Consider the following 20,835-nt stretch of genomic DNA (forward strand, 5'->3'; position numbering starts at 1 on the left):
CTGTGCAAATGCCAACCGACAGCGGATGCCGCAGGTGGCAGCAATGATGGCGCTGGCCTGGATCATGGGCGCGTTCGCTCTCATCGTCCTCGCATCCATCGTCACCACCGTGCTCATTGTTCGCGCACTCTACAAACGCATCCGACGCAGCCGCACGCTCAACAGTGCCGTGCTCCACACCCGCGCGAGCCTGAGCTGGGGCGCGCAGCACGACGTGCTCCAGTTGCGCATCCGGCTGAACGACACGCTCGACAGCGGGCAGGCTGCCATCGACCTCGCGTCACGAAGCGAGGGCCCGCGCGGCGAACTGCCACGGCTGTTCCGGCGCATCCAGTCCGAAGCCTCGACCCTCGACGCCGAACTGCGCTTCCTCGAAAGCGAAGACGACCCGGCCGCGCTGGCGGAATGGCTGCCCGTGCTTCGGAGCCGCGTCGACCAGGTCGTCGGGATCGTCCGCCGCCTGCGCTCGGCCGTCGCATCCGGTCTCAGCGGCCTCAGCGACGAAAGCCTCGCCGTCCTGCGCGCGGATGTCGACCGGGAGGTCGCCGCCCTGCACGCCGGAATGCAGGAACTCCACACACTCAGTTCGGACGACCTGATGTTCGAACCCAACCGGCAGCCGGCCCCGGCTCGCCTCGACACGAGGAACAGATCATGAGCGACAACACCGCACGGATGCGCACCATCTTCCGCACCAAGACCTCACGCGCGCTCGACCGCATGGAGGACCCGCGCGAAATGCTCGACGACAGTTACGACCAGCAGGTCCGGATGCTGCAGCAGCTGCGGCAGGGCCTCGCCGAGGTCGCGACGGCCAAGAAACGCATCGAACTGCAGGGGCAGGAGATGGGAGCCCGCTACCAGCGGCTCGCCGACCAGGCCCAGCAGGCGCTCGACCAGGGGCAGGAGGACCTGGCCCGGTCCGCCCTGCAGCGTCGCTCCGTGCTCGAGAAGCAGGTCGCAGCACTACGCGACCAGTACGCCTCATTGCAGAAACAGCAGGCCCAGTTGCAGGAGAACGAGCGACGCCTCACCGAACGGATCGCCGCCTTCCGCATCGAGAAGGAGACGATCAAGGCCACTTACACCGCGTCGCAGGCGCAGGTGCGGGTCAACGAGGCCGTCGCCGGACTCGGCACCCAGCTGAACAGTGCCGGTGCCAGCCTCGACCGCGCCAGGGACAAGGTCTCACAGATGCAGGCCCGCGCCGCCGCCACCGATGAACTCCTCAGCAGCGGTGCGCTTCGGGATCTCACGGCACCTGCCGACGAGGACCTCGAGTGGCAGCTCTCGGCGGGTGCGTCCCGGGCCGACATCGAGCGCCAGCTGAAGGCGATGAAGGATGCCGCCGCCGCATCGGCCAGCGACGCCGACGGCCCCAAGGGTCCCGACGGTTGGCTCAGCATCGGCCGCTGATCCGCGCATCCCACGCGCTCGCCCATTCGCCTCGCGCGCACTCGCCCCACGCGCGCATCCGCCCCACGCGCGCATCCGCCCCACGCGCGCATCCGCCCTCCGAGCGCGCCACCTTCGACGAGCACAGGGATTGTCTCGTTATGAGCGCCGTATAGCGTGAATAATCCTGTGCTCGACGGGAGTGTGCGGGAGCAGGCGGGAGCAGGGCGGGAGCGGGGCGGGAGCGGGGCGGGAGCGGGGCGCGGTCAGGTGCGCGGGGCGGCGACATCCGCGCGGTAGGACGCGAAGAAGGTCGCTCCGTAGAGGGCCGCGGCGACGAGGAAGCCGACAGCCATCACGTAGGACGCCCAGTCGTTGCCGGTGATCATCGTGCCGACACCGGCGAGGAACGTGACGATGATGACGATGAGACCCCAGAGCGCGAGCCGCTCTCCGAGCGCGGCCTTGCGGGCGGCGAGCAGCAGCCGGATGGCGATCACGACGAGGCCGATCGCGACCAGAATGTGCAGGATCACGATGATCGTGTCGACGACGGTGGCGAAGGTGCCCTCGGGCTCGCCGATGAGGTTGGCGGCCATCCCGAGCAGGAACTGCACCGCCAGCGCCGACAGCGCTTCGCGGGAACGACGTCTCAGACTCTCGGCGGGACTCACTGCGGCTGCGGCGGTAGACATCCGGACTCCTCTTCTCGACGGATTACTGCGCTGTCGCCCATTGTGCTCCCCCCGCCACTGCCGGGAAAGCATCGAATCGCCAGAGATCGACTTGCGCGGGTCGCAGGGTGGTCGATCTGTGGCGAATGGATGCGCGGAGCGGCGCGCAGGGGCGGAGGGGGCAGCGCGGAGCGGGCAGCGCGGCTACGCGATACCGCCGCCGTCGACGACAAGAGCCGAGCCGGTCACGTACGACGACTCGTCGCTGGCGAGCCACACGACCGCGGCCGCGATCTCGGACGGCTCGCCCATCCGCTGCAGTGGACGGTCCGCAGCCTCGGCGAGGAACGATCCCGTCTCCTGCCCGAGCTGGCGCGCTTCGTCGCGGAGCATCCCGGTGTTCACGTCGCCCGGGTTGACCGAGTTGACCCGGATGCCCTGTGGCCCGTGGTCGATTGCGAGAGCACGCGTCATGTTCACGACCGCACCCTTCGACGCGCAGTACGAGATCGCCTGCCCGCCTCCCTTGAGACCCCAGCCCGACCCGGTGTTGATGATCGAGCCGCCGCCGTTCGCGGCCATCACGGGCACCGCGTGCTTGCACATGAGGAAGATGCCTTTGACGTTGACGCCGAAGACGCGGTCCCATTCTTCGACAGTCGTCTCGACGGCCGTGGTCCGGCGGATGATGCCGGCGTTGTTGAAGACGACGTCGAGGCTTCCGAACTCCGCGACCGTGTCGGCGACGACACGCTCGATGTCGGCCTCATTCGACACATCCGCTGTGAGCGCGATCGCGGTCCCGCCTGCAGCGCGGATCTCCTCGGCGACCTTCTCGGCCGCGCCGGGTGCCACATCGACGACGGCCACACGGGCGCCCTCGGCGGCGAAGGCGAGCGAGGTCGCGCGGCCGATGCCGCCCGCTCCTCCGGTGACGATGGCGGACTTGTCGGCTAGACGCATGATGGTGCTCCTTCGGTGGTGGCCGCACTGGCGGCACTGACAGGGTAGATGCTCGACGACGCGGGGCCGGTGGTCACACGGACGTGACCGGCCAGCTGCGCGTCGAGACGGGGGTCGCCGGTGTCGACCAGCAGTGGCCGCCCGGAGAGGTCGATGAGTTTCTGCTCGGTGGCGACGACGAGCAGCGGGTCAGGACCGAGGGATGCGACCACGGCTGCCGAGAGCTGCTGGTTTCCGCGCCCGAGCAGGAAGCCCTGGCCGCCGATCACGGTGACGACAGCTTTGGCCGGGCGCCCTGCGATCGCATCGAGCGCCCCGGCCTCGGATACGTCCCGGGCGACGAGCTGTCCGTCCTGCACGATGTCGACACCGAGCGGCGTGCCCGGGATGCCGAGCTCACGCGATACCGCTGCGACCGTTCCGCCCGGGCCGAGCAGGTAGCGCACACCGGGTTCGAACTGTGCGATCAACCCGGCGGCAGCGCGGCGCACGGCGTCGGCCTCGCTGGTCGGGGTCGCCGCCTTGCGGGCCTGGGTCCGTCCGGCTGCGACGGGCACGTCCACGAGCGCGAACAGTCGTGGATCGGGGCGGCCGGCACGCAGGTCCTCCTCGTCGAGGTCGAGAACCTCGGCCTCGCGCGTCTGGTGCTCCCCGGCGTTGACCCATTCCGCGGCGATCGAGCCGGCAGCCGCGGGCGCGACAGCGAAGCAGCCCGAGTACATCTTCACTCCGGCCGGGATGCCGAGAAGTGCGACCCGGGCATCCGTGCCTAGCCCAGCATCCCGCGCCGTGCCGCCCGCACCGAGCGCAGCATCCCGCGCCGTGCCGTCACCGCCGGTGAACAGCACCAGCCCCGCACCTGCGGCGACGAACGCCGCGACGGCGCGCGCCGTGTCATCCGCCGTCGTGGCGCCGGGCACCACCGGTTCGTAGACGACGCGAGGCCGAAGTCCGGATGCACGCACTACGTCTTCGCCGAGGGCGCCGCCACCGGTCAGCACGTCGAGTCCGGGATGCGCTCCCGCCAGCACGGCGAGCGCCGCCGCAGCCCGCGCTGCGGCCAGGGGTCGCGCCCCGCGCTCGTACGCCTCACGCTGCACGGCCGCACCGTCGCTGCCGACGAGGCCCGCAGGCCCGCCGACACCGGCGACGGGGTTCACGACCACCCCGATCGTCGGGCGGTGCGGGCGGACGGTCGCCATCTAGGCCGCGGCCTCCTCGGTTGCGGAGGTGGCTGCGGACGCGGATCCGGATGCTGCCCCGGCGCCCGACGCGCCCGACTCGGCAGACGCGGCAGCCGCGCCCGCAGCATCCGCACCGAAGTACTTGCGCTGGTACGCGCGCCACGTCACCGCCCAGCGCTCCGGGTCGTCCAGGTCGTCGTGGTGGGTGTGGTGCACGGTCTGGTTGTGCGGTGCTGTACGAACGATCTCGGGGGTCTCCCGGGCTTCGCGGGCGATCTCGGCGAGCACATCCGCGTATTCGTCCAGCTCGGCCATCGAATACGACTCGGTCGGTTCGAGTGTGAACGGCTGCGGAACGATGTACGGGTGGTGGCTGGTCCAGTAGTGCATCCCGAAGTCGGCGGCGCGTACGCCGATCTCTTCTGAGCTGATGCCGGTGTCCTCGTACAGGTCCTGCCACGAGTAGCGCACCTGCTCGATGCGGCGGCGGCCCGTTGCGTACGGTGCGCTGGTGCCCGGGATCTCGAGGATGCGCTTCATCAGGTAGTTGTTGTTGAGCACGGCGGTCTCGGCGACGGCGCGCAGGCCTTCGGCGCCGAGTGCGCTGATCCACGCGTAGGTGCGCACGATGTTCGGGATGACCCCGTAGAACGGCGCGACCGAGCCGATGGACTCCGGGCGGTCCGCATCCAGGTAGTACCGGTCCCCGTCGCGTTCGACGACGGGGCCGGGCAGGAACTGGGCGAGCTCTTCCGAGACCGCGTTCGCGCCGGAGCCGGGGCCACCGCAGCCGTGCGGGGTGCCGAACGTCTTGTGCAGGTTGAAGTGGCAGACGTCGAACCCGGCGTCGCGGGCACGGGTGATCCCGAGGATGCCGTTCGCGTTCGCCTGGTCGTAGGACGCGAGAGCGCCGACCTCGTGCGCCAGCCGGACCCATTCGCCGATGCGCGGGTTGTAGATGCCGGTGTCCTCGGGGTTGGTGACCATGATCGCGGCCGTGCGCGGCGAGAGGGCTGCGCGCAGGGCGTCGAGGTCGGGGTAGCCGTCGGCGTCGGGGTGGATCGTGATGACCGTGTACCCGGCCGCCTTGGCCGCCGCCGCGTTCGACGGGTGCGAGAAGATCGTCGTGATGACCTCGGTGCGCTGATCGCCTTCGCCACGCGACTCGTGGTACGCGCGGATCATCGAGATGTTCGCCCAGATCGCCTCGGACCCACCGCTCGTCTGCAGCGAGACGCGGCTCATGCCGGAGATCTCGGCGAGCATCCGCTCGGTCTTCCAGATGATCTCGAGCACGCCCTGGACGCTCGCCTGCTCCTGCAGCGGGTGCAGCTCGGTGAGGTCGGGGGTGCGGATGATCGCCTCGTTCACCTTCGGCGCGTATTTCATCGTGCAGGTCCCCTGGCCCACGTCGACGTTGAGGTCGGCGCCGAGGTTCTCCTGACTGAGGCGCAGGTAGTGCTTGAGCACGCGCATCTGGCCGATCTCGGGAAGCGCGGGCGGCGCGCTGCGGCGGAGGGATGCGGGGAGCGCGGCGACGACATCGCCGACGGCTTCGCGGACTCCGGCTTCGGGGCGGCTGACGAGCACGCCCCGCTCGCCGGGCGCGTGGAGCTCGAACACGATCGGCTCGTCCCAGCGCGCCTGGTGGAACCTCCTGAGTGCAGGCTTGGGTGCGATGGGGAGGCTCATGCGTTCTGTTCCTTCTTCTGTGCGAGCGCGGCGCCGAGCACTGCGGCGAGGTCGTCGATGTCGGTCTGGGTGTTCTGCTCGGTGACGCAGACGAGCAGGTGGCCGTCGTCCACGGCGTGGCCGGGTTCGAAACCGGATGCGCGGCCTGCGGCGACGAGTTCGGGCGCCGTGAGAGCCGCATCCGTCACGTCGAGCACGAACTCGCGGAAGTGCACAGCGCCGTCGGCGAGACGGACGCCCGCGAGCGCGGTGAGCGAGCGGGCTGCGTACGTGGTGCGGGCGAGGACGGTCTCGCCGACCTCGGCCATGCCCTGCGGCCCCATCAGCGCCAGGTAGACGCCCGCGGCGATGCCCCACAGGGCTGCGGCGGTGCCGACCCATTCCTTTCCTTCTTCGCGCACGGCGAAGGAGGTGCGGTCGTAGGCGACGTCGCCGAACCCGTATTCGCCGGGGACGTCGGTGGAGGCCAGGCCGAAGAGACGCGAGGGGAGTTCCATCACGAACCGGGTGTCGTCGTGCACGGCGATGAACCCGCCGTGCGCTCCGCCGAACCAGGGGTGCAGGCCGAGCGACTGGATGTCGCCGTGCACGATGTCGGCGCCCAGGTCGGCGGGCGGCGTGAGGATGCCGAGGCTGATCGGGTCCGTGCCGACGATCACGACGGCGCCGACAGCGTGGGCAGCGTCTGCGAGTTCGGCGAGGGCGGTCTCGAGTGCGCCGGTGTAGCTGGGCGTCTCGACCCAGATCGCGGCGACGGTGTCGTCGAGCAGCCCTGTCACGGTCTGCAGGTCGGCGACGGCGCCGACGGTCGGGACGAGCACGAGGTCGATGGTGGGCGCGATGTAGTCGCGGACTTTGGACAGCTTGTCGGGATGCGCGTCACTGACGAGCAGCACTGTGCGGCGGCCGGTGATGCGGCCCGCCATCGCGAGCGAGGTCGCCGCGGCCTGGTAACCGTCATAGGTGGGTACGTTGACGACGTCCTGGTTGAGCAGCTCGCCCATGAGCGACTGGTACTGGAACAGCGCCTGGAATCGCCCATGGTCCTCGTACGGTTCGCCGGCGTACGCCGTCAGGAACTCGCTCCGGTTGATGACCTCGTCGACCACCGCGGGCACCGCGTGCTGGTAGGTGCCGGCGCCGAGGAAGAGGCGTCCGGGCTCGACCGCGCGGTTGCGGCGCAGCAGACCGCCCACGTGACGCACCAGGTCCTGTTCGGCGACCAGCGGTTCGGGCAGGTCGAGGGCACGGCCCAGACGCAGCTCGGCGGGAACGTCGGCGTAGAAATCCTCGACGCTGGCGGCTCCCACGGCGTCGAGCATCGCCTGCCGTGACTCGGGCGCCGTGTTCGGCACATAGGGGTGGACGAAGGGATGGGACATGGTGGCCTCGCGGTCGTTGACGGGGGTTGGTCGGATGGTCGGGGCGAGCTCAGTCGCCGGACGGGTGGGAGGGATCGGATGGGCGTGACGGATGCGCGACCACGGCCACCCCGAAGGCATCGAGAGTGAGCCCAGCGGTCGCGTCGGACCCAGTGAGCAGGTCACGGCCGCCGGGAATGCCCGGAGCGCTCACCTGTTCCCGGCCGTGGTTGAGCACGAAGGTGTAGTCGGTGGTCCCGTCGGTTCGGCTGACGACCTCGACGGCGGGGTCCGTGATGGTGGCGGGCACCCCGGCCGCAGCGAAGACCTGCGCGAGGAGGGCGCGCATCCCTTCGGCGTCGAGGCCGGCGCTCAGGTACCAGGCAGCGCCCGCTCCGTGGGTGCGGCGGGTGACGGCCGGACGCCCGGCGAGGTCGCCGTCGGCGTAGGTGGCGAGCACCTCGGTGCCGGGCGCGGTCTCGAGCCATTCGCTCCAGATGCGGACAGCGTAAGCGGCTGAGCCTGCGCTGAGGTCGCCCGCGCTGAGGTCGCCTGCGAAGGCGACCGTGCGGCTCTCGCCGTCGGCGAGCGGCCACCATTCGTCGACCTCGACGCCGAGCAGGTCGCGCAGCGGGCCGGGTGCCCCTCCCTCATGGATCTGCTCGCGGTGGTCGACGACGCCGGAGAACGGACCGACGACAAGCTGGCCGCCGGCGGCGACGAAGCCGGCCAGCGCATCCGCCTGCTCTGCAGTGGTCGCATACAGGTTCGGCACCAGCAGTACGCGGTGCTCGCCGTAGGGGCCGGCGGCGCGCGCGACATCCACGGCCTGCCCGAGCCCGTAGGCGGCGGCGTGCCAGGCGCGCGCCTCCCGCAGCCAGTCGAGCCGCACCGACGGCAGTGAGTCGGGTTCGGTGACGCCCCACCAGGAGTCCCAGTCGGCGACGAGAGCGACGGATGCGCGCACCCGGGTGTCCTTGATCGGCGCGAGCGACTTCAGTTCGGCGCCGAGCGCCTTCGCTTCCTGGAAGGTACGGCTGCGTTCGCCCCGGTGGCCGAGCATGGCCGAGTGGAACTTCTCGGGCCCGAATTTCGCCTGCCGCCACTGGAAGAACATGACGCCGTCCGAACCGTGGGCGATGGCCTGCATGCTGCCGAGGCGCATCCGGCCGGGCGCCTTCGGAACGTTGACGTCGCGCCAGCTCACAGCGCTCGGTGCCTGCTCCAGCAACAGCCAGGGGCGGCCGTCTTTGAGCGAGCGCATCAGGCCGTAGTTGAGGGCGGCGCCGATATGCGCATCCGGATCGGCCGGGTCGGGGTAGGCGTCGTCGGTGACGAGGTCCTCGGCGTCGGCGAAGTCCCAGTAGTCGAGTTCGCGGAACAGGCTCATGAAGTTCGTCGTGACCGCGATCTCCGGAGTGACCTCGCGCAGCACGTCGATCTCCGACTGGAAAAGCTCGAGCAGCGCATCCGACGAGAACCGCTCGAAGTCGACGAGCTCAGCCGGGTTGATCGGGCCGGTCGCAGTGCGCGGGGGTTCGATCTGGTCGAAGTCGAGGTAGTTCTGGCCCCAGCAACTCGTACCCCAGGCCTCGTTGAGGCCGTCGATCGTCTCGTAGCGGTGGCGGAGCCAGCGGCGGAAGTGTGGCGCCGACTCCGGGCACCAGCACCGCGACACGTGGTCGCCGTACTCGTTCGAGACGTGCCAGAGGGCAAGCGCCGGATGCTCGCCGTAACGCTCGGCGAGGGCGCGCGTCAGCCGCAGCGCCGCCTCGCGGAAGATCGGCGAGCTCGGGCAGTACGCCTGCCGCGAGCCGAACTCGAGGCGGACGCCGTCGGCGTTCCAGGGCAGTAGGTCGGGATGCTCGCGCACCAGCCAGGCCGGCGGGGTCGCGGTCGCGGTGGCCAGGTCGATGCGGATGCCGTTCTCCCAGAGCAGGTCGATGACACGGTCGAGTCCGGCGAAGTCGTATTCGCCCGGGCGCGGCTCGAGCAGCGGCCAGGAGAAGACCGGCAGCGTGACCAGGTTGACGCCCGCCTCGACCATGAGGCGCGCATCCTCGGCCCAGACGCTCTCCGACCACTGGTCGGGGTTGTAGTCGCCACCGTAGGCGAGGGCGTCGAGGCGGATGCTCCGCGGCGATGTGGCCGTCACTGGTCTCCTTCGGTCTGCGGGTCGATGCCGGGCTTACTGATGTACAGATACGGATGTTCTCGGCGGATGCTTTACATCGGGCAACCGTCGACTGTATTCTGTATACAGTAACGGTAAAGCGAATCCGGCGAAGGGTCAACCCCTAAGCTGGCGTCGCCAGCGATCCGCAGGGTCGCCGCCCCAGGCCCAGGAGGTCCCATTGATCGAGCGCAAGAACCTGCGATCCCAGGTGCGAGAAGAACTCATCGCCCGGATGAGGTCCGGCGACGTGCGCCCCGGCGAGAGCATCAACGAGGTGCAACTGGCCGCTGAACTCGGCGTGAGCCGCACTCCCCTGCGCGAAGCCCTCATCGCCCTCGAGAGCGAAGGCCAGATCGAGAGCGAGAACGGCAAAGGCTTCCGCTTCGTGCCGCTCAGTGCGCGCGAGTTCGAAGAACTGTGCCCGATCATCGTCACCCTGGAGAGCCTCGCGCTCGACCTCAGCCCGCGCGACGACCTCGCCCGTCTCGGCGAAGAGCTCGCGACACTCGCTGCCGAATTCAACGACGACGTCGCCCAGCACGCGCTCGTGAACCGCCGCGACGATGAATGGCACAACCTCATGCTGAGCTCGTGCCCCAACAGCCGCCTTCTCGTCGAGATCGCCGGCGTGCGTCGCGCCATCCACCGCTACGAGTCGCTTCTCGTGTCCGATGATGTCATGGTCGAGCGCAGTGCGATCGAGCACGCGGACATCGCGCGACACCTCATCGACGGCGACCTGGCCGCAGCGAAGGCTGCGCTCGCCGCCAACTGGACAAACGGGATGCGCCGCCTCCTCGCCGACGCCGGCATCTCCTGGGAGCGCCTCGCCTGACTCGCGCGCGCGCCCGCGCGGCATTTCCTCCGAGTGTCGCCGCTGTAGCCGAGTGTCGCCGTTCCACCGGGCGATCTCGACCGTAACGGCGACTCTCGACCCAGCGGCAGTGAGCGAATCGAATGCAAGCATTCCGTTCGGGATGGGGCGGCCAGTAGGTTGGGGCCATGAAGACCAGGCTCGCTCGACCCGCCCTCGTGGTCGCCGCCATCATGGTGGTAGCCGCACTCGCCGGATGCTCGTCGTCCGGATCGTCCTTCACCGGCACCTGGGGCGAGAACGCCACCGGCCAGCCGAACCTCACCATCAAGGACGACGGCCACTGGTCGGGCACCGACGGCTGTAACGCCATGAGCGGCAAAGGCACCGTCTCCCGGGACACGTTCACGTTCGGCCCGTTCGCCTCGACACTCAAGGCCTGCGAAGGCGTGACGCCGTGGCTCAACCTCGCCAACACGGCCAAGGTCGACGGCAGCAACCTGGTCGTCTACAACACCGGCGGCGCCAAGATCGGAACGTTGGCCAAGCAGTAGCCGGCCCCCGGCAACCGGCCGCCCGGCAACCACCCTGCCGAGAGCGCCCGTTCCGGACGAGCGCGCCCGGCACGCGGGACACTCTCGACCGCATGTGACGCACTCGGCGCACGGTCAGCGCGACGCGCGCACCGCGAGGTCCACGTAGAGCGCGGCTGACCATCCGAACGACGTCGTCGCGGTCGCGGCCTTCTCGCCCGTGAACGGGTTGAAGTACTCGTGCGGGCCACCCGCATGCGCGACGAGCTGTAGCGTCTTCTCGAGCAACTCGCACGAACGCTCCGGGTGACCCGAGACCGCGAGACCCTCGACCAGCAGCGTGTTGATGTTGACCCACACCGGCCCGCGCCACATCCGTTCGGCCGAGAAGTCCGCATCCCGAACCGCGACCGTCGGCACGGTCCAGGGCGTCGCGAACCGGTCGGGGTCGTCGAGCGCTTCGAGCATCCGCGACACGATGCGACCCGGCAGCCGCCCGGTCAGCAGCGGCAGCAGGCTGACCGCGGCCTCGGCAGGCAGCGGATGCCCGGCCCCGCGCGAGCGGAAGAAGCCGGCCGCGTCGTCCCACATCTCTTCCAGCAGCGCGAGCGTGCGTTCTGCGCGGCGACTGTACCGCTCGGCGGCGTCCAGGTCGCCGACGGAGCGAGCGCGGGATGCGAGCAGGTCGTCCTGAACGATCAGGTACGCTGCGAGGTCCGGCGAGGCCACGGGCAGTTCGCCGTCGAAGACGGGACTGTCGTCGAGGCCCGACGAGTAGGGATGCCCGTACTCGGGCATTCCATCGCCGTCGAGGTCGGAGTGCGCGAACCACCACTCCTGGCTGCGCGCGACCGTCGCCCATGCGTCGTCGAACCAGCCCGGATCGTCGACCAGCGCCTCGAGCGAGCGGAGCGCCCAGGCGGCGAGCGGCGGTTTCGTGAGGGGGATGGGAGCGGTCGGGTCGGCGATGGCCGAACCGGCACGGCGCAGGTTGTCACGGTCTCCCGGCGGGAGGTCGTCGCTCGAGGCGAGCACACCCTCGTCGTGCACGACGTCGGGCAGCTGGCCGTCAGCCGTCGGAAAGCCGAACGCGAGAGCGAGCTGCTCTCGTGCGAGTTCGGGGTCGCCGTGCCGCAGACCGGCCGCGATGAAGTAGGCATCCCACTGCCAGAGCCCGACGTAGCCGATCTTCGAGGGAACGACGGCTCTCGCGTCACCGCGACCCGGCAGGGTGACGATGTTGGCGCCGAGCACCCACCAGCAGAAAGCGGTGAGGTCGGCGAGATCCGGGCGGACCGCGGGACAGCGTGCGAACCAGTCGTCCCACGTCTGCGTGGTCGCGGCGAGGGCCTCGGCGTGGGTGCACGAGTCGCCATCCGGTGACTCGGAGATGCGGGGAGCGACTGACGACGCCGCTGTGCGCGACCCAGCGCCCGCGGCCTCGCCGAGCGCCAACCGCACGCGGCCGCCGTCGCCGGCGAACGCCAGTCGCACGAGGGTGCCCCGATCGCTGTGCCGAACATCCACGCCTTCCGCCCCATCGGCGAACCACCGGGCCGCAGGGGCCGACGGAAGCCCCGGAGCCCACTCCCCGGACGCGGCATCGGTTCCGTTCCCGACCGCGCCGGGCACTGTGAGTTCGACCGTCCAGCGCCCTTCGCAGCCGAGGCTGAGCGCATCCGGACCGTCGAAGGTGAGCGTGGCGCCGCCGTCGAATTCGATGCGCTCGGGGCGCACATCCTTCACCGGGGCGAGCCGGCCATCCGCACCGAACACCTTCACGGTGCGCACGACGATGCAGTCGTCGAGGCGGCGCTCGTACTCGGCCAGGCGCACGGTGATCCCGCCATCGGCGCGCTGCACGAGGATGCGCGAGCCGGGGAACGTGAACGGCGCGTTCTCGAGGTCGAGGAATCGCGCCGCCCGGTCGCCGGCCGTGAGCTCTGCGCTCACCGGCCGCCGAGCCCCGAAGCCGCCATGCTGTTGAGGATGCGGCGCTGGCCGATCACGAACGCGATCAGCATCGGGATGGTCGCCACGGCCGAGGCCGCCATGACCAGACCGTAATTGATCGAGCCGAACTGCCCGCGGAAACTCTGCAGCAGCAACGGAACCGTGAAGTTCTCCTGGCTGTTCATCAACACGAGGGGCAGGAGGAAGTTGTTCCACGTTCCCAGTGCGACGATGATCGCCAGCGCGCCGAGGCCCGGGCGGAGGTTGGGGAGGATGATGCTCCAGAAGATCCGCCAGCGACCCGCGCCGTCGACGAGCGCCGCCTCTTCGAGTTCGATCGGCAGCGACAGCACGAACTGCCGCATCAGGAAGACGGCGAACGGGTTCGCGAGCGCCGCGGGGATGATGAGCGACAGGTGCGAATCCACCCACCCCAGCTTCGCCATCAGGAAATAGAACGGGATGAGCGTGACCTGCATCGGGATCATCTGCGTCGCCAGGAACAGCACGAACAGCAGGCGGCTTCCGCGGAACTTGATGCGGGCGAACCCGTAGCCGGCCATGGCTGCCGTCACCAGCGTGCCGATGACGACGAGGACCGCGATGTAGATGCTGTTCCAGTACGCCTGCGCGAACGGCGCATCGTTCCACGCGTCGATGTAGTTCTGGAACGTGAACGGCTTCGGCAGGAAGCTGAGCGGGTCGTTGAGCAGCTGTGGGAGCGTCTTGAACGACGTGATGAGCATCCACACGAACGGGAAGACCATCGCGACGCCTGCGACTGCGAGGACGATGTGCAGGACGGTCTTGCGGGCGCGGCTCGCGCCTGTGCCCTGGCGGCCGGCTGCCGCACCCTGGCGCCCGCTGTCGGGGACGGTTCTGACGGCGGTGGTCATGCTGCACCATCCTCGTAGTGGACGAACTTCTTCTGGGCCGTGAACTGGATGCCCGTGACGATCAGGGTGATGATCAGCAGGATCACGGATGCCGCGCTTGCCGGCCCGAACTGGAACTTGCCGAAGCCGAGATCGAAGATGTGGTACACGATCGTGCGGGTGGCGTTGTCCGGACCCGCGTTGGCCGTGAGGATGAACACGGTGTCGAACGTCTGCAGCGAACTGATGAAGGCGATCACGGTCGAGAAGAACATGATCGGCGACAGCAGCGGCAGGCGGATGCGGAAGAACATCGTGAGGGAACCTGCGCCATCGATGCGCGCGGCCTCCACGACCGACGGCGAGATGTTCTGCAGCCCGGCCAGGAAGATGATGATGTTGAGGCCGAGCGACGACCAGATCGACACGATGCACACGGCGATGAGGGCCAGGTGCGGGTCGCCGAGCCAGTCGGGCGGCGGCACGTGGAAGGTGTTCGCGATGAAGCCGCTGATGACGCCGTCTTTGCGGAACAGCTGCTGCCAGATCATCGCGACGGCGACCGACGAGGTCACGACCGGAGCGAAGAACAGGATGAGGTAGAGCGTCTTGGTCTTCAGCTTTTCCAATGCCACGGCGATGATGACAGCGAGGCCGAGTCCGACCGGAACAGTGATGATCGCTATGAGCAGCGTGTTGAGGACCGATCGCCCGAAGAGTGGATCGGTGAGTTCGGTGGCGAAGTTCTCGAAACCGACCCAGCTGAGGGCGTTGAGGCCATCCCATTGTGCGAATGCGAGCACGACGCTCGCGGCGAACGGCACGAGCACGAACAGCGCCATGCCGATCAGCTGCGGGCCGACGAAGATGTAGCCCCAGCGCCTGTCGCGCCGCCGCCAGGCGGGCTCCCCTCGGAGCCCGCCCGGCCGGGTGCGTTCGGGCGCTGTCGACGCCTCGCTTTCGACGAGGGCTTCGGACAGCGGTCCCTGGATTACACTCACGTGTCTATCCCTACTTGCCCGTCTTGTCGGAGATCATCTTGGCGACCTCGTCGAGCGTGGCCTGCGTGGATGACTTGCCCTGGTAGAGGGCGAGCATCTTGTCGCTGATGTCGCTCGAGAGACCCGGGACGGCCGCTTCGGTCGCGGGGTCCTCGAAGCCGATGTCGCGCATGTCGAGCAGCGTCTGCGCGTGGTCGGGGTAGCCGTCGAGGACGACCTTGTCCGCACCCTTGATCGACGGAACGGCGTTGCCGCCACCCTGGAGCCTGGCCGTCTGGCCCTCAGCGGAGAGGAAGTTGGTCCAGAATTCGAACGCCGCGTCCTTGTTCTTGGTCTTGGCGTTGATGGCCAGGTAGCTCACCGCTGTGCCGGTCGGCGCTGCCTTGCCGTCGGGGGTCGGCCACGGAGCCACGTCGTAGTTCTGCGGGTCGCCCGCGGACTTGACGGTGCCGATCGTGTAGCGGCCCTGAACGAAGAAGCCGGCCTTGTGGCTGACGAACACGCTGTCGGCGCCTGCGCCCGCCGGGAGGGTGTCGGCCACAACGAAGGTGTGGTTCTGGAAGTTCTTCGCCAGAACGTCCATCGCGTCGACGCTGGTCTGGTCGGTGTTCGCGACGAACTTGCCGGACTCGTCGAACGCCTGGCCGCCCTGCGAGGAGATCCAGCCGTAGTGGGTGGACCAGTAGTTCCAGAACATCGAGCCGGTGAGGCCCGCCTTCTTGAGCTTCTTGTTCATGTCGAGGTACGCGTCGGTGGTCCACTTGCCTTCTGCGGCGAGGGCGGCCGGGTCATCGGTGATGCCCGCCTTCTTGAGTGCGACCTTGTCGTACCACATGGCGTCGGGGTTGGAGTCGTTCGGAGCGGCGTAGATCTCGTCGCCCTTCTTGGTGACGCCGAACAGGCCCTGCGCGAAGTCTTCGGGCTTCGTCTTGCTGGCGCTCGAGCTCATGAGCGAGGTGAGGGGAAGCAGCGCGTTCGAGCTGACGAACTGGCCGATCTTGTCATCGCCGATGTAGAACACGTCGGGCGCGGTGCCCGAGGCGAGCTGCGCGAGGAGCTTCGTGTGGTAGTCGCCGTAGTCGGCGACGGGCTGAAGGACGACCTTGACGTCCGGGTGCTGCTTCATGAACTCGGTGTCGAAGTCCTTGTAGCGGGCGATCTCTTCGGGGGTGCCCCAGGTGGACCAGACGACCGTCTTGGTCCCGCTCCCGCCCGATGCTCCATTTCCCGAACATGCGGCCATACTGAGCGCTACCGCGACAGCCGCTCCCACGGCCACCAGTCTTCTCACCTTCGAGTCGACGCGAGACATGCCTACCTCATTCCTTGAAGAGTCTCTCTGCAAACGGAGGCCCCCGGGTTGAAGGTCACTCCTTGGTCTGTATTCTGTATACAGTAGGCAGCGTGACAACGCAAGGGGGCTTATGCGCACAACGCATCACGCCTCGGCGGTGTAAATGCATGCATTCGGGCGCGGTCACCAGACAACACCACCGAACTGACCGAACCCTGCCGCGGACCTGACCGAAGACTGGGCAGGCGCTGGCAGAACGCCCGCGGCGACGCCCCTCAGGCCCGGGCCCGGCGCGCTCGGGCAGCGAAGGCGTCGAGGGCGTCGAGGACCTCTGACGCCTGCCATAACCGGTTGCGATCGCCACCGGAGGCCCGGGTCAGGACTCCGAACTCCTCGAGTCTCGTGATCGAGGCAGCCGCGGCGATTTCGCTCACGGCCAGCGCAGCGGCCACAGTCTTCACGTTCACCACCGGCTGGCTGAGAAGAAACTCCTTCAGGCGGTGCACCGACGAGTCGGACCGAACTGCGATGACGGAGTCCCAGCGGTCGGAGGCCGCGCGAATGTCGCCCGCGAGCCTGCGTCCATTGTTGATCGCGGCGAAGGCCGCCTCGGCCACTGCCGCGACAATCGCCTCCGGCACGCCCGCACGGTAAGCGTCAAGGGCGCCGAAGTACGCATCCAAGTCGTGCAGCAGGCCGGCGGAGACAGGAACCGTCGCGTTCCTCGTAACACCGCTGCCGCGAAGCATGGCCTGGATGATCGCCCGCCCCGTTCGCCCGTTGCCGTCGGGGAATGGGTGGATCGTCTCGAATTGTGCGTGCGCGATCGCCGCCTGCGCGAGTGCGGGCACATCTGTTCGCTCAGTGAAGGAGATGAGGTCGGTCATCAGCCTCTGGACCCGATCATGGTGTGGCGGCACGAAGGAGGCCGAGTGCGGCGAGATGGATCCTCCACCGATCCACACCTGTTCGTCACGCCAGCGCCCGACCACCGCCGGTTTCGAATCGGACAGGAGCGCCTCGTGCGTTTCGATGATCGCCGACTCGTCAAGGCGATCAGACAGGACGATAGCGGCTTGCATGGCCCTGACGTTGGCAACGACCAGCTGCGCGTTGCCCGATGCGGATGCACCGATTTCGGCGAGCGCGACCTGCTTCGCGCTGGACGTGAGGTTTTCAACCTCGGAACTGGAGGCGCTTTCGGTTCGGAGGAGGATCGAAGCGAACGGCACGGCGACGAGCCCAGCCTCACTGTCGAAGCGGGTGAGCTCACGACTCGCGTCGTCGGCAAGCGTCAGTACGTCGGGAGAGAGGATCACGGGTCGGTCGGCGATCAGCGGAGGCACCGCGGCCTGGTAGTCGCCTCGAGCGGCGCGGAGAGCCCGCCGGGATGCCACCTCATCGCCGCGGGTGCTCCAGGGAAGAGTTTCGAAGCCGACCTTCGGCCACACGCGCGCTGCCTTCGCATCCTTAACCATGCTCAGATGGTACCAAAGGCTACGCCCTTATCCTTTGGTAAGGCCGATTCTTACCAAAGGCTATGCGGGTAACCTTTGGTAAGGGTTCACAGTGACAGGGCTATGCCGCGCCTGCGACGTTCCGCAGCCACACGAACTGGCCCGGCGCGAGGTCGATGCCGGCGCTCAGGTCGAACTGCGCCCCGGTCACGAGGTCGAAGGATCCCGGGGTGATCCCGGACAGCGTGAGTGCGTCGACCTTCTCACGCGCATCCCCGAAGTTCGCCAACACCACGATCGTGGAGCCTTCGCCCGGTCGCTGGTACCCGAGGACGCGATCGTTGTGCGTGGCGAAGCCGATCAGCCGGTTGCCGGCGAACTCCGGCGTGTTCGAGCGGATCTCGATCAGGCGCCGCAGGCTCAGGTAGAGCGCTCCGGCGTGCGTCGCGTAGAACCGCCGCTGTTCGTAGAGGTCGGCCGGATACCAGGGCCTCCCCACCCAGCGGCTGTCGCCGCGATGGGCCGGGTCGTCGACGTACGAGTAGTCGTTGAGCTGGCCGACCTCGTCGCCGAGATACAGTTGCGGCAGTCCGCCGGTGCTCAGGATGATCGAATGCGCCAACAGGATGCGCCGCACGGCGAGCGGGTCGCCCGCTTCCAGCCCCGCCAGCGACGCCGTCGATCCGGAGACCCGCGCATCCCCCGTCTTCGGGTTCTCCTGGAATGGCACGCCGCGGGCGAAGCTTCCGGGGAACCGGCCGACGAAGAACTGGTTCAGAAAGCGACGGTGATCGAACCCGTCGACGCCGAACTCGGCCGCATCCTCGTCGGCGAACGTCCAGCCGATGTCGTCGTGGCTTCGCACATAGTTCACCCACGCCGTCCCGGGCGGTGTGGTGTGGCGGCGTTCGAGCGCCTGGGAGAGCATCCTCGCATCGCGCGTCGCGAGCGTGTTCCAGATCAGGGCCATCTGAAGCGGGTTGTAGCTCAGCTGGCATTCGCCGGGGCTCATGTATTCGATGACCTGGCCGGGGTGCACGATCGCCTCCGACAGGAACAGCACAGAGGGGGCCGCGATACGGCACACCGCGTTGAACGCCTGCAGCAGCAGGTGCGCCTGTGGCAGGTTCTCGCACGAGGTGCCCAGCTGCTTCCAGATGAAAGCGACAGCATCCATACGCAGGACGCTCACCCCCTGGTTGGCGAGGAACAGCAGCTCATTCGCCATCGCCCGGAACACGGCAGGGTTCGAGTAGTCGAGGTCCCACTGGAACGTGTGGAACGTCGTCCATACCCAGCGGCCGTCGTCGAGCTGCACGAACGATCCGGGATGGTCGTCGGGAAAGATCTCCCGCGTCGTCTCCTCGAAGGCGTCCGGCATCGTGCGGTCGGGGTAGATCCAGTAGTAGTCCACGAACTCGGGAACCCCGGCGCGCGCCTTACGTGCCCACTCGTGTTCGTCGGAGGTGTGGTTGAACACGAAGTCGACGGCGAGCGCGATGCCGTTCGACCTGAGGTCGTCGGCGACCTGACGCAGGTCGTCCATCGTCCCGAGCTCAGGGGAGACCTGCCGGTAGCTGGACACCGCGTAGCCGCCGTCGGAGTTCTCCGCCGGCGCGAGGAAGAGCGGCATCAGGTGCAGGTAGGTCAGCCCGAGTTCACGGAAGTAGGGGATGCGGTCGCGCAGGCCCTGCAGCGTCCCGCCGTACCGGTCGACGTAGCAGACGCCTCCGAGCATCCGGTTCGACTCGAACCAGGCCGGATCGGTGAGACGCTGCCGGTCGAGCTCCTTCAGGTCGGGCGAGCGTGCCTCCCACGACGCTGCGAGGTCGGCGAGAAGGCCGCGGAACTGGGTGTCCAAGCGGTCGTCTTCGCCGTAGATCGCACGCAGGAGCCGCTCGAGCCGCGTGGTCTCGCGTGCCCGACGCTCAGCGAACGTCTGCCGTGCCGCATCCTCGACTCCAGGGCCCGTCGCTGAGCTCATGTCCACGCTCCCGGCACGAGCCTACGCTCACCGCCGACAGCGCCCCAGGCGCACGTCAGCCTCGCGTGCTGAACACCTCGGCGCGTGCCGCCACGAAAGAATGGGTGCTCTGCTCGATGTGGTACTGGGTGTGGACCCGCTTCACCGGGTGCGCCCGCACGAGCTTCTGGGCGGCCTCACGGCGTGAGTGGATGCGCAGCAGCGACACCAGCGCGCCGATCAGGATTCCGACCGTGAGTGTGAGGCCGAGCCACAGGAGGTCGTCCTTCCAGTAGCCGGCGATCGGCGCATCCTCGACGAGCCACAGGCCTGCGGCGACCAGGGCCAGAAGAAGCACCGCGACGAGCACGGTCTTCTGCGCGAGCACGAGTGGCTTCGTTGCGAGCAGGCGGCGGGCGCGGGCCAGGTCACGGTCGTGCTGCCGACGGCGCTCTTTCGCCCACTGCAGGTCGAGTGCGTGCCGTCTGGCCTGTCTCTGGGCGTCATCGTGCGCCCTGTTGTACGAGTAGTTCACCGTGTCCTCCGGGTATGGCTCTGGTCAACTCGTTTCGAATTATGGAGGAGTTTTCCCCGATCAGCGCGACATACCGACCGTGTCCCCCGCGAATTGGGGGACTAGCTGGCCCGCGCGTGTTCAACGAAGCCTGCACCCTTGTGCGTGCCGCCTTCCAGCTGATGGATGCGCTGGGCGGAAAGGCCAAGGATACGGCCGACCTCCTTCTGAGTGAGTCCGTCTGATCGCAACGCCCGGTGTCCACATCAACGATCACAAACTCGGGACGAGTGTCGAGAACGAGACCGTTCTCAATCAATCCCACCTAGAGAGGTCAACCCAAACCGCACCCGGGGCGTGGCGAGAGGTGCGAGAAGTGGCTCTCGGATGCGCGTTACACCACTTCTCGCACCTGTGGAGCTCAGCGGTCGAGCGGCTTGACGCCGACATAGAGGATGCACGGGGCCGGCAGGAACGGAACGCCGGTGTCGAGCTCGAAGCGATCGAGCCGCTGTTCTCGGAAGCCGGCGGCGTGCGCCGCGCTCACCGGGTCCCGGTTCCAATGGCAGTTGCCGTCCCAGCGGACCGAGAGAGGAGTCGCCATGCTCTGGATGAGCCGGCGCACCGATCCCTTCTCCGCGTGCACGTGCTCGACGCACGCCACTGTCCCGCCCGGCTTGAGCACGCGCATCACTTCCTCGAAGGAGCGGGCCAGTTCGGTGACCGAGCAGAACACGAGGGTCGCTACGACGGCATCGAACGTCTTGTCGGAAAACGGAAGCTCTTCGCACCGCGCATCGATGACCTCCTCGACGAATCCGTAACGGCGCGCTTCCCGCTCGAGCTCGCGGCGTGCCCCGGCGTCCGGCTCGATCGCGGTCCACGACACGTCGTCGCCGAACGCAGGCAGGTTCTCCCCTTCGCCCGCACCGATCTCGAGCACCCGGCCACGAAGATCAGCGAACACGTCGCGCGCCCTGCGTCGT

General features: G+C 68.3%; 19 protein-coding genes. 4 read left to right on the forward strand and 15 right to left on the reverse strand.

Annotation, left to right across the window (positions count from 1 at the left end; all coding sequences use genetic code 11):
* Positions 1–34: 34 nt before the first annotated feature.
* Positions 35–658, forward strand: a complete 624-nt coding sequence (locus AAYO93_RS17760) for a hypothetical protein (protein ID WP_345762506.1) — start codon at positions 35–37, stop codon at positions 656–658.
* Positions 655–1,416: a PspA/IM30 family protein gene (locus AAYO93_RS17765; RefSeq protein ID WP_345762507.1), complete on the forward strand. Its 762-nt coding sequence runs from the start codon at positions 655–657 to the stop codon at positions 1,414–1,416. The genes AAYO93_RS17760 and AAYO93_RS17765 overlap by 4 nt, the downstream gene beginning before the upstream one ends.
* 245 nt (positions 1,417–1,661) lie before the next feature.
* Here the strand turns inward: AAYO93_RS17765 and AAYO93_RS17770 are convergent, their stop codons facing one another.
* From AAYO93_RS17770 to AAYO93_RS17795, 6 genes are all read right to left on the reverse strand, one after another.
* Positions 1,662–2,090, reverse strand: a complete 429-nt coding sequence (locus AAYO93_RS17770; protein WP_345762508.1) for a hypothetical protein — start codon at positions 2,088–2,090, stop codon at positions 1,662–1,664.
* A gap of 183 nt (positions 2,091–2,273) precedes the next feature.
* The gene (locus tag AAYO93_RS17775) at positions 2,274–3,032 is read right to left on the reverse strand and encodes an SDR family NAD(P)-dependent oxidoreductase (RefSeq protein ID WP_345762509.1); all 759 of its coding nucleotides are present in this window, start codon (positions 3,030–3,032) and stop codon (positions 2,274–2,276) included.
* Positions 3,023–4,234, reverse strand: coding sequence for an ATP-NAD kinase family protein (locus AAYO93_RS17780; protein ID WP_345762510.1), 1,212 nt, complete (start codon positions 4,232–4,234; stop codon positions 3,023–3,025). Before AAYO93_RS17780 ends, AAYO93_RS17775 begins: the two co-directional genes overlap by 10 nt.
* Positions 4,235–5,908 (reverse strand): aminomethyl-transferring glycine dehydrogenase subunit GcvPB, encoded by a 1,674-nt coding sequence (gene gcvPB, locus AAYO93_RS17785; protein ID WP_345762511.1) that lies wholly within the window; start codon positions 5,906–5,908, stop codon positions 4,235–4,237. It abuts the gene before it with no gap.
* Positions 5,905–7,290, reverse strand: coding sequence for an aminomethyl-transferring glycine dehydrogenase subunit GcvPA (gcvPA, locus tag AAYO93_RS17790; RefSeq protein WP_345762512.1), 1,386 nt, complete (start codon positions 7,288–7,290; stop codon positions 5,905–5,907). The genes gcvPB and gcvPA overlap by 4 nt, the downstream gene beginning before the upstream one ends.
* Positions 7,291–7,339: 49 nt before the next feature.
* The gene (locus tag AAYO93_RS17795) at positions 7,340–9,424 is read right to left on the reverse strand and encodes a beta-galactosidase (protein WP_345762513.1); all 2,085 of its coding nucleotides are present in this window, start codon (positions 9,422–9,424) and stop codon (positions 7,340–7,342) included.
* A 199-nt stretch (positions 9,425–9,623) separates the two neighbouring features.
* Here AAYO93_RS17795 and AAYO93_RS17800 point away from each other — a divergent pair, with 199 nt between their 5' ends.
* Both AAYO93_RS17800 and AAYO93_RS17805 read left to right on the forward strand, forming a co-directional pair.
* Entirely contained in the window at positions 9,624–10,280 is a 657-nt protein-coding gene (locus AAYO93_RS17800; RefSeq protein WP_345762514.1) for a GntR family transcriptional regulator, read from the forward strand.
* A 167-nt stretch (positions 10,281–10,447) separates the two neighbouring features.
* Positions 10,448–10,813, forward strand: a complete 366-nt coding sequence (locus AAYO93_RS17805) for an META domain-containing protein (RefSeq protein ID WP_345762515.1) — start codon at positions 10,448–10,450, stop codon at positions 10,811–10,813.
* A gap of 114 nt (positions 10,814–10,927) precedes the next feature.
* Here the strand turns inward: AAYO93_RS17805 and AAYO93_RS17810 are convergent, their stop codons facing one another.
* The 9 genes from AAYO93_RS17810 to AAYO93_RS17845 form a co-directional block, all read right to left on the reverse strand.
* Positions 10,928–12,745 carry an amylo-alpha-1,6-glucosidase gene (locus tag AAYO93_RS17810; RefSeq protein WP_345762516.1) on the reverse strand — a complete coding sequence of 606 codons (1,818 nt, stop codon included), beginning with the start codon at positions 12,743–12,745 and terminating at the stop codon, positions 10,928–10,930.
* Positions 12,742–13,641 carry a carbohydrate ABC transporter permease gene (locus AAYO93_RS17815; RefSeq protein WP_345762517.1) on the reverse strand — a complete coding sequence of 300 codons (900 nt, stop codon included), beginning with the start codon at positions 13,639–13,641 and terminating at the stop codon, positions 12,742–12,744. Before AAYO93_RS17815 ends, AAYO93_RS17810 begins: the two co-directional genes overlap by 4 nt.
* Positions 13,638–14,621 carry a carbohydrate ABC transporter permease gene (locus AAYO93_RS17820; RefSeq protein WP_345762518.1) on the reverse strand — a complete coding sequence of 328 codons (984 nt, stop codon included), beginning with the start codon at positions 14,619–14,621 and terminating at the stop codon, positions 13,638–13,640. Before AAYO93_RS17820 ends, AAYO93_RS17815 begins: the two co-directional genes overlap by 4 nt.
* A 10-nt stretch (positions 14,622–14,631) precedes the next feature.
* Positions 14,632–15,933 (reverse strand): ABC transporter substrate-binding protein, encoded by a 1,302-nt coding sequence (locus AAYO93_RS17825; protein ID WP_345762519.1) that lies wholly within the window; start codon positions 15,931–15,933, stop codon positions 14,632–14,634.
* A gap of 257 nt (positions 15,934–16,190) precedes the next feature.
* Positions 16,191–17,393, reverse strand: coding sequence for a Fic family protein (locus AAYO93_RS17830; RefSeq protein WP_345762521.1), 1,203 nt, complete (start codon positions 17,391–17,393; stop codon positions 16,191–16,193).
* 100 nt (positions 17,394–17,493) lie between these two features.
* Complete coding sequence (locus AAYO93_RS17835; protein WP_345762522.1) at positions 17,494–19,356, reverse strand: alpha-amylase family protein; 1,863 nt, start codon at positions 19,354–19,356, stop codon at positions 17,494–17,496.
* A 55-nt stretch (positions 19,357–19,411) separates the two neighbouring features.
* Positions 19,412–19,870, reverse strand: coding sequence for a hypothetical protein (locus tag AAYO93_RS17840; RefSeq protein ID WP_345762523.1), 459 nt, complete (start codon positions 19,868–19,870; stop codon positions 19,412–19,414).
* A 101-nt stretch (positions 19,871–19,971) separates the two neighbouring features.
* A complete protein-coding gene (locus AAYO93_RS20240) occupies positions 19,972–20,100 on the reverse strand; it encodes a helix-turn-helix domain-containing protein (RefSeq protein ID WP_434056654.1) in 129 nt (42 codons plus the stop codon).
* A 170-nt stretch (positions 20,101–20,270) separates the two neighbouring features.
* On the reverse strand, positions 20,271–20,816 hold the full coding sequence (locus AAYO93_RS17845; RefSeq protein WP_345762524.1) for a class I SAM-dependent methyltransferase: 546 nt from the start codon (positions 20,814–20,816) through the stop codon (positions 20,271–20,273).
* Between the last annotated feature and the right edge of the window lie 19 nt (positions 20,817–20,835).

The sequence above is a fragment of the Diaminobutyricibacter sp. McL0608 genome (genome assembly GCF_039613825.1).
GTDB lineage: Bacteria > Actinomycetota > Actinomycetes > Actinomycetales > Microbacteriaceae > Diaminobutyricibacter.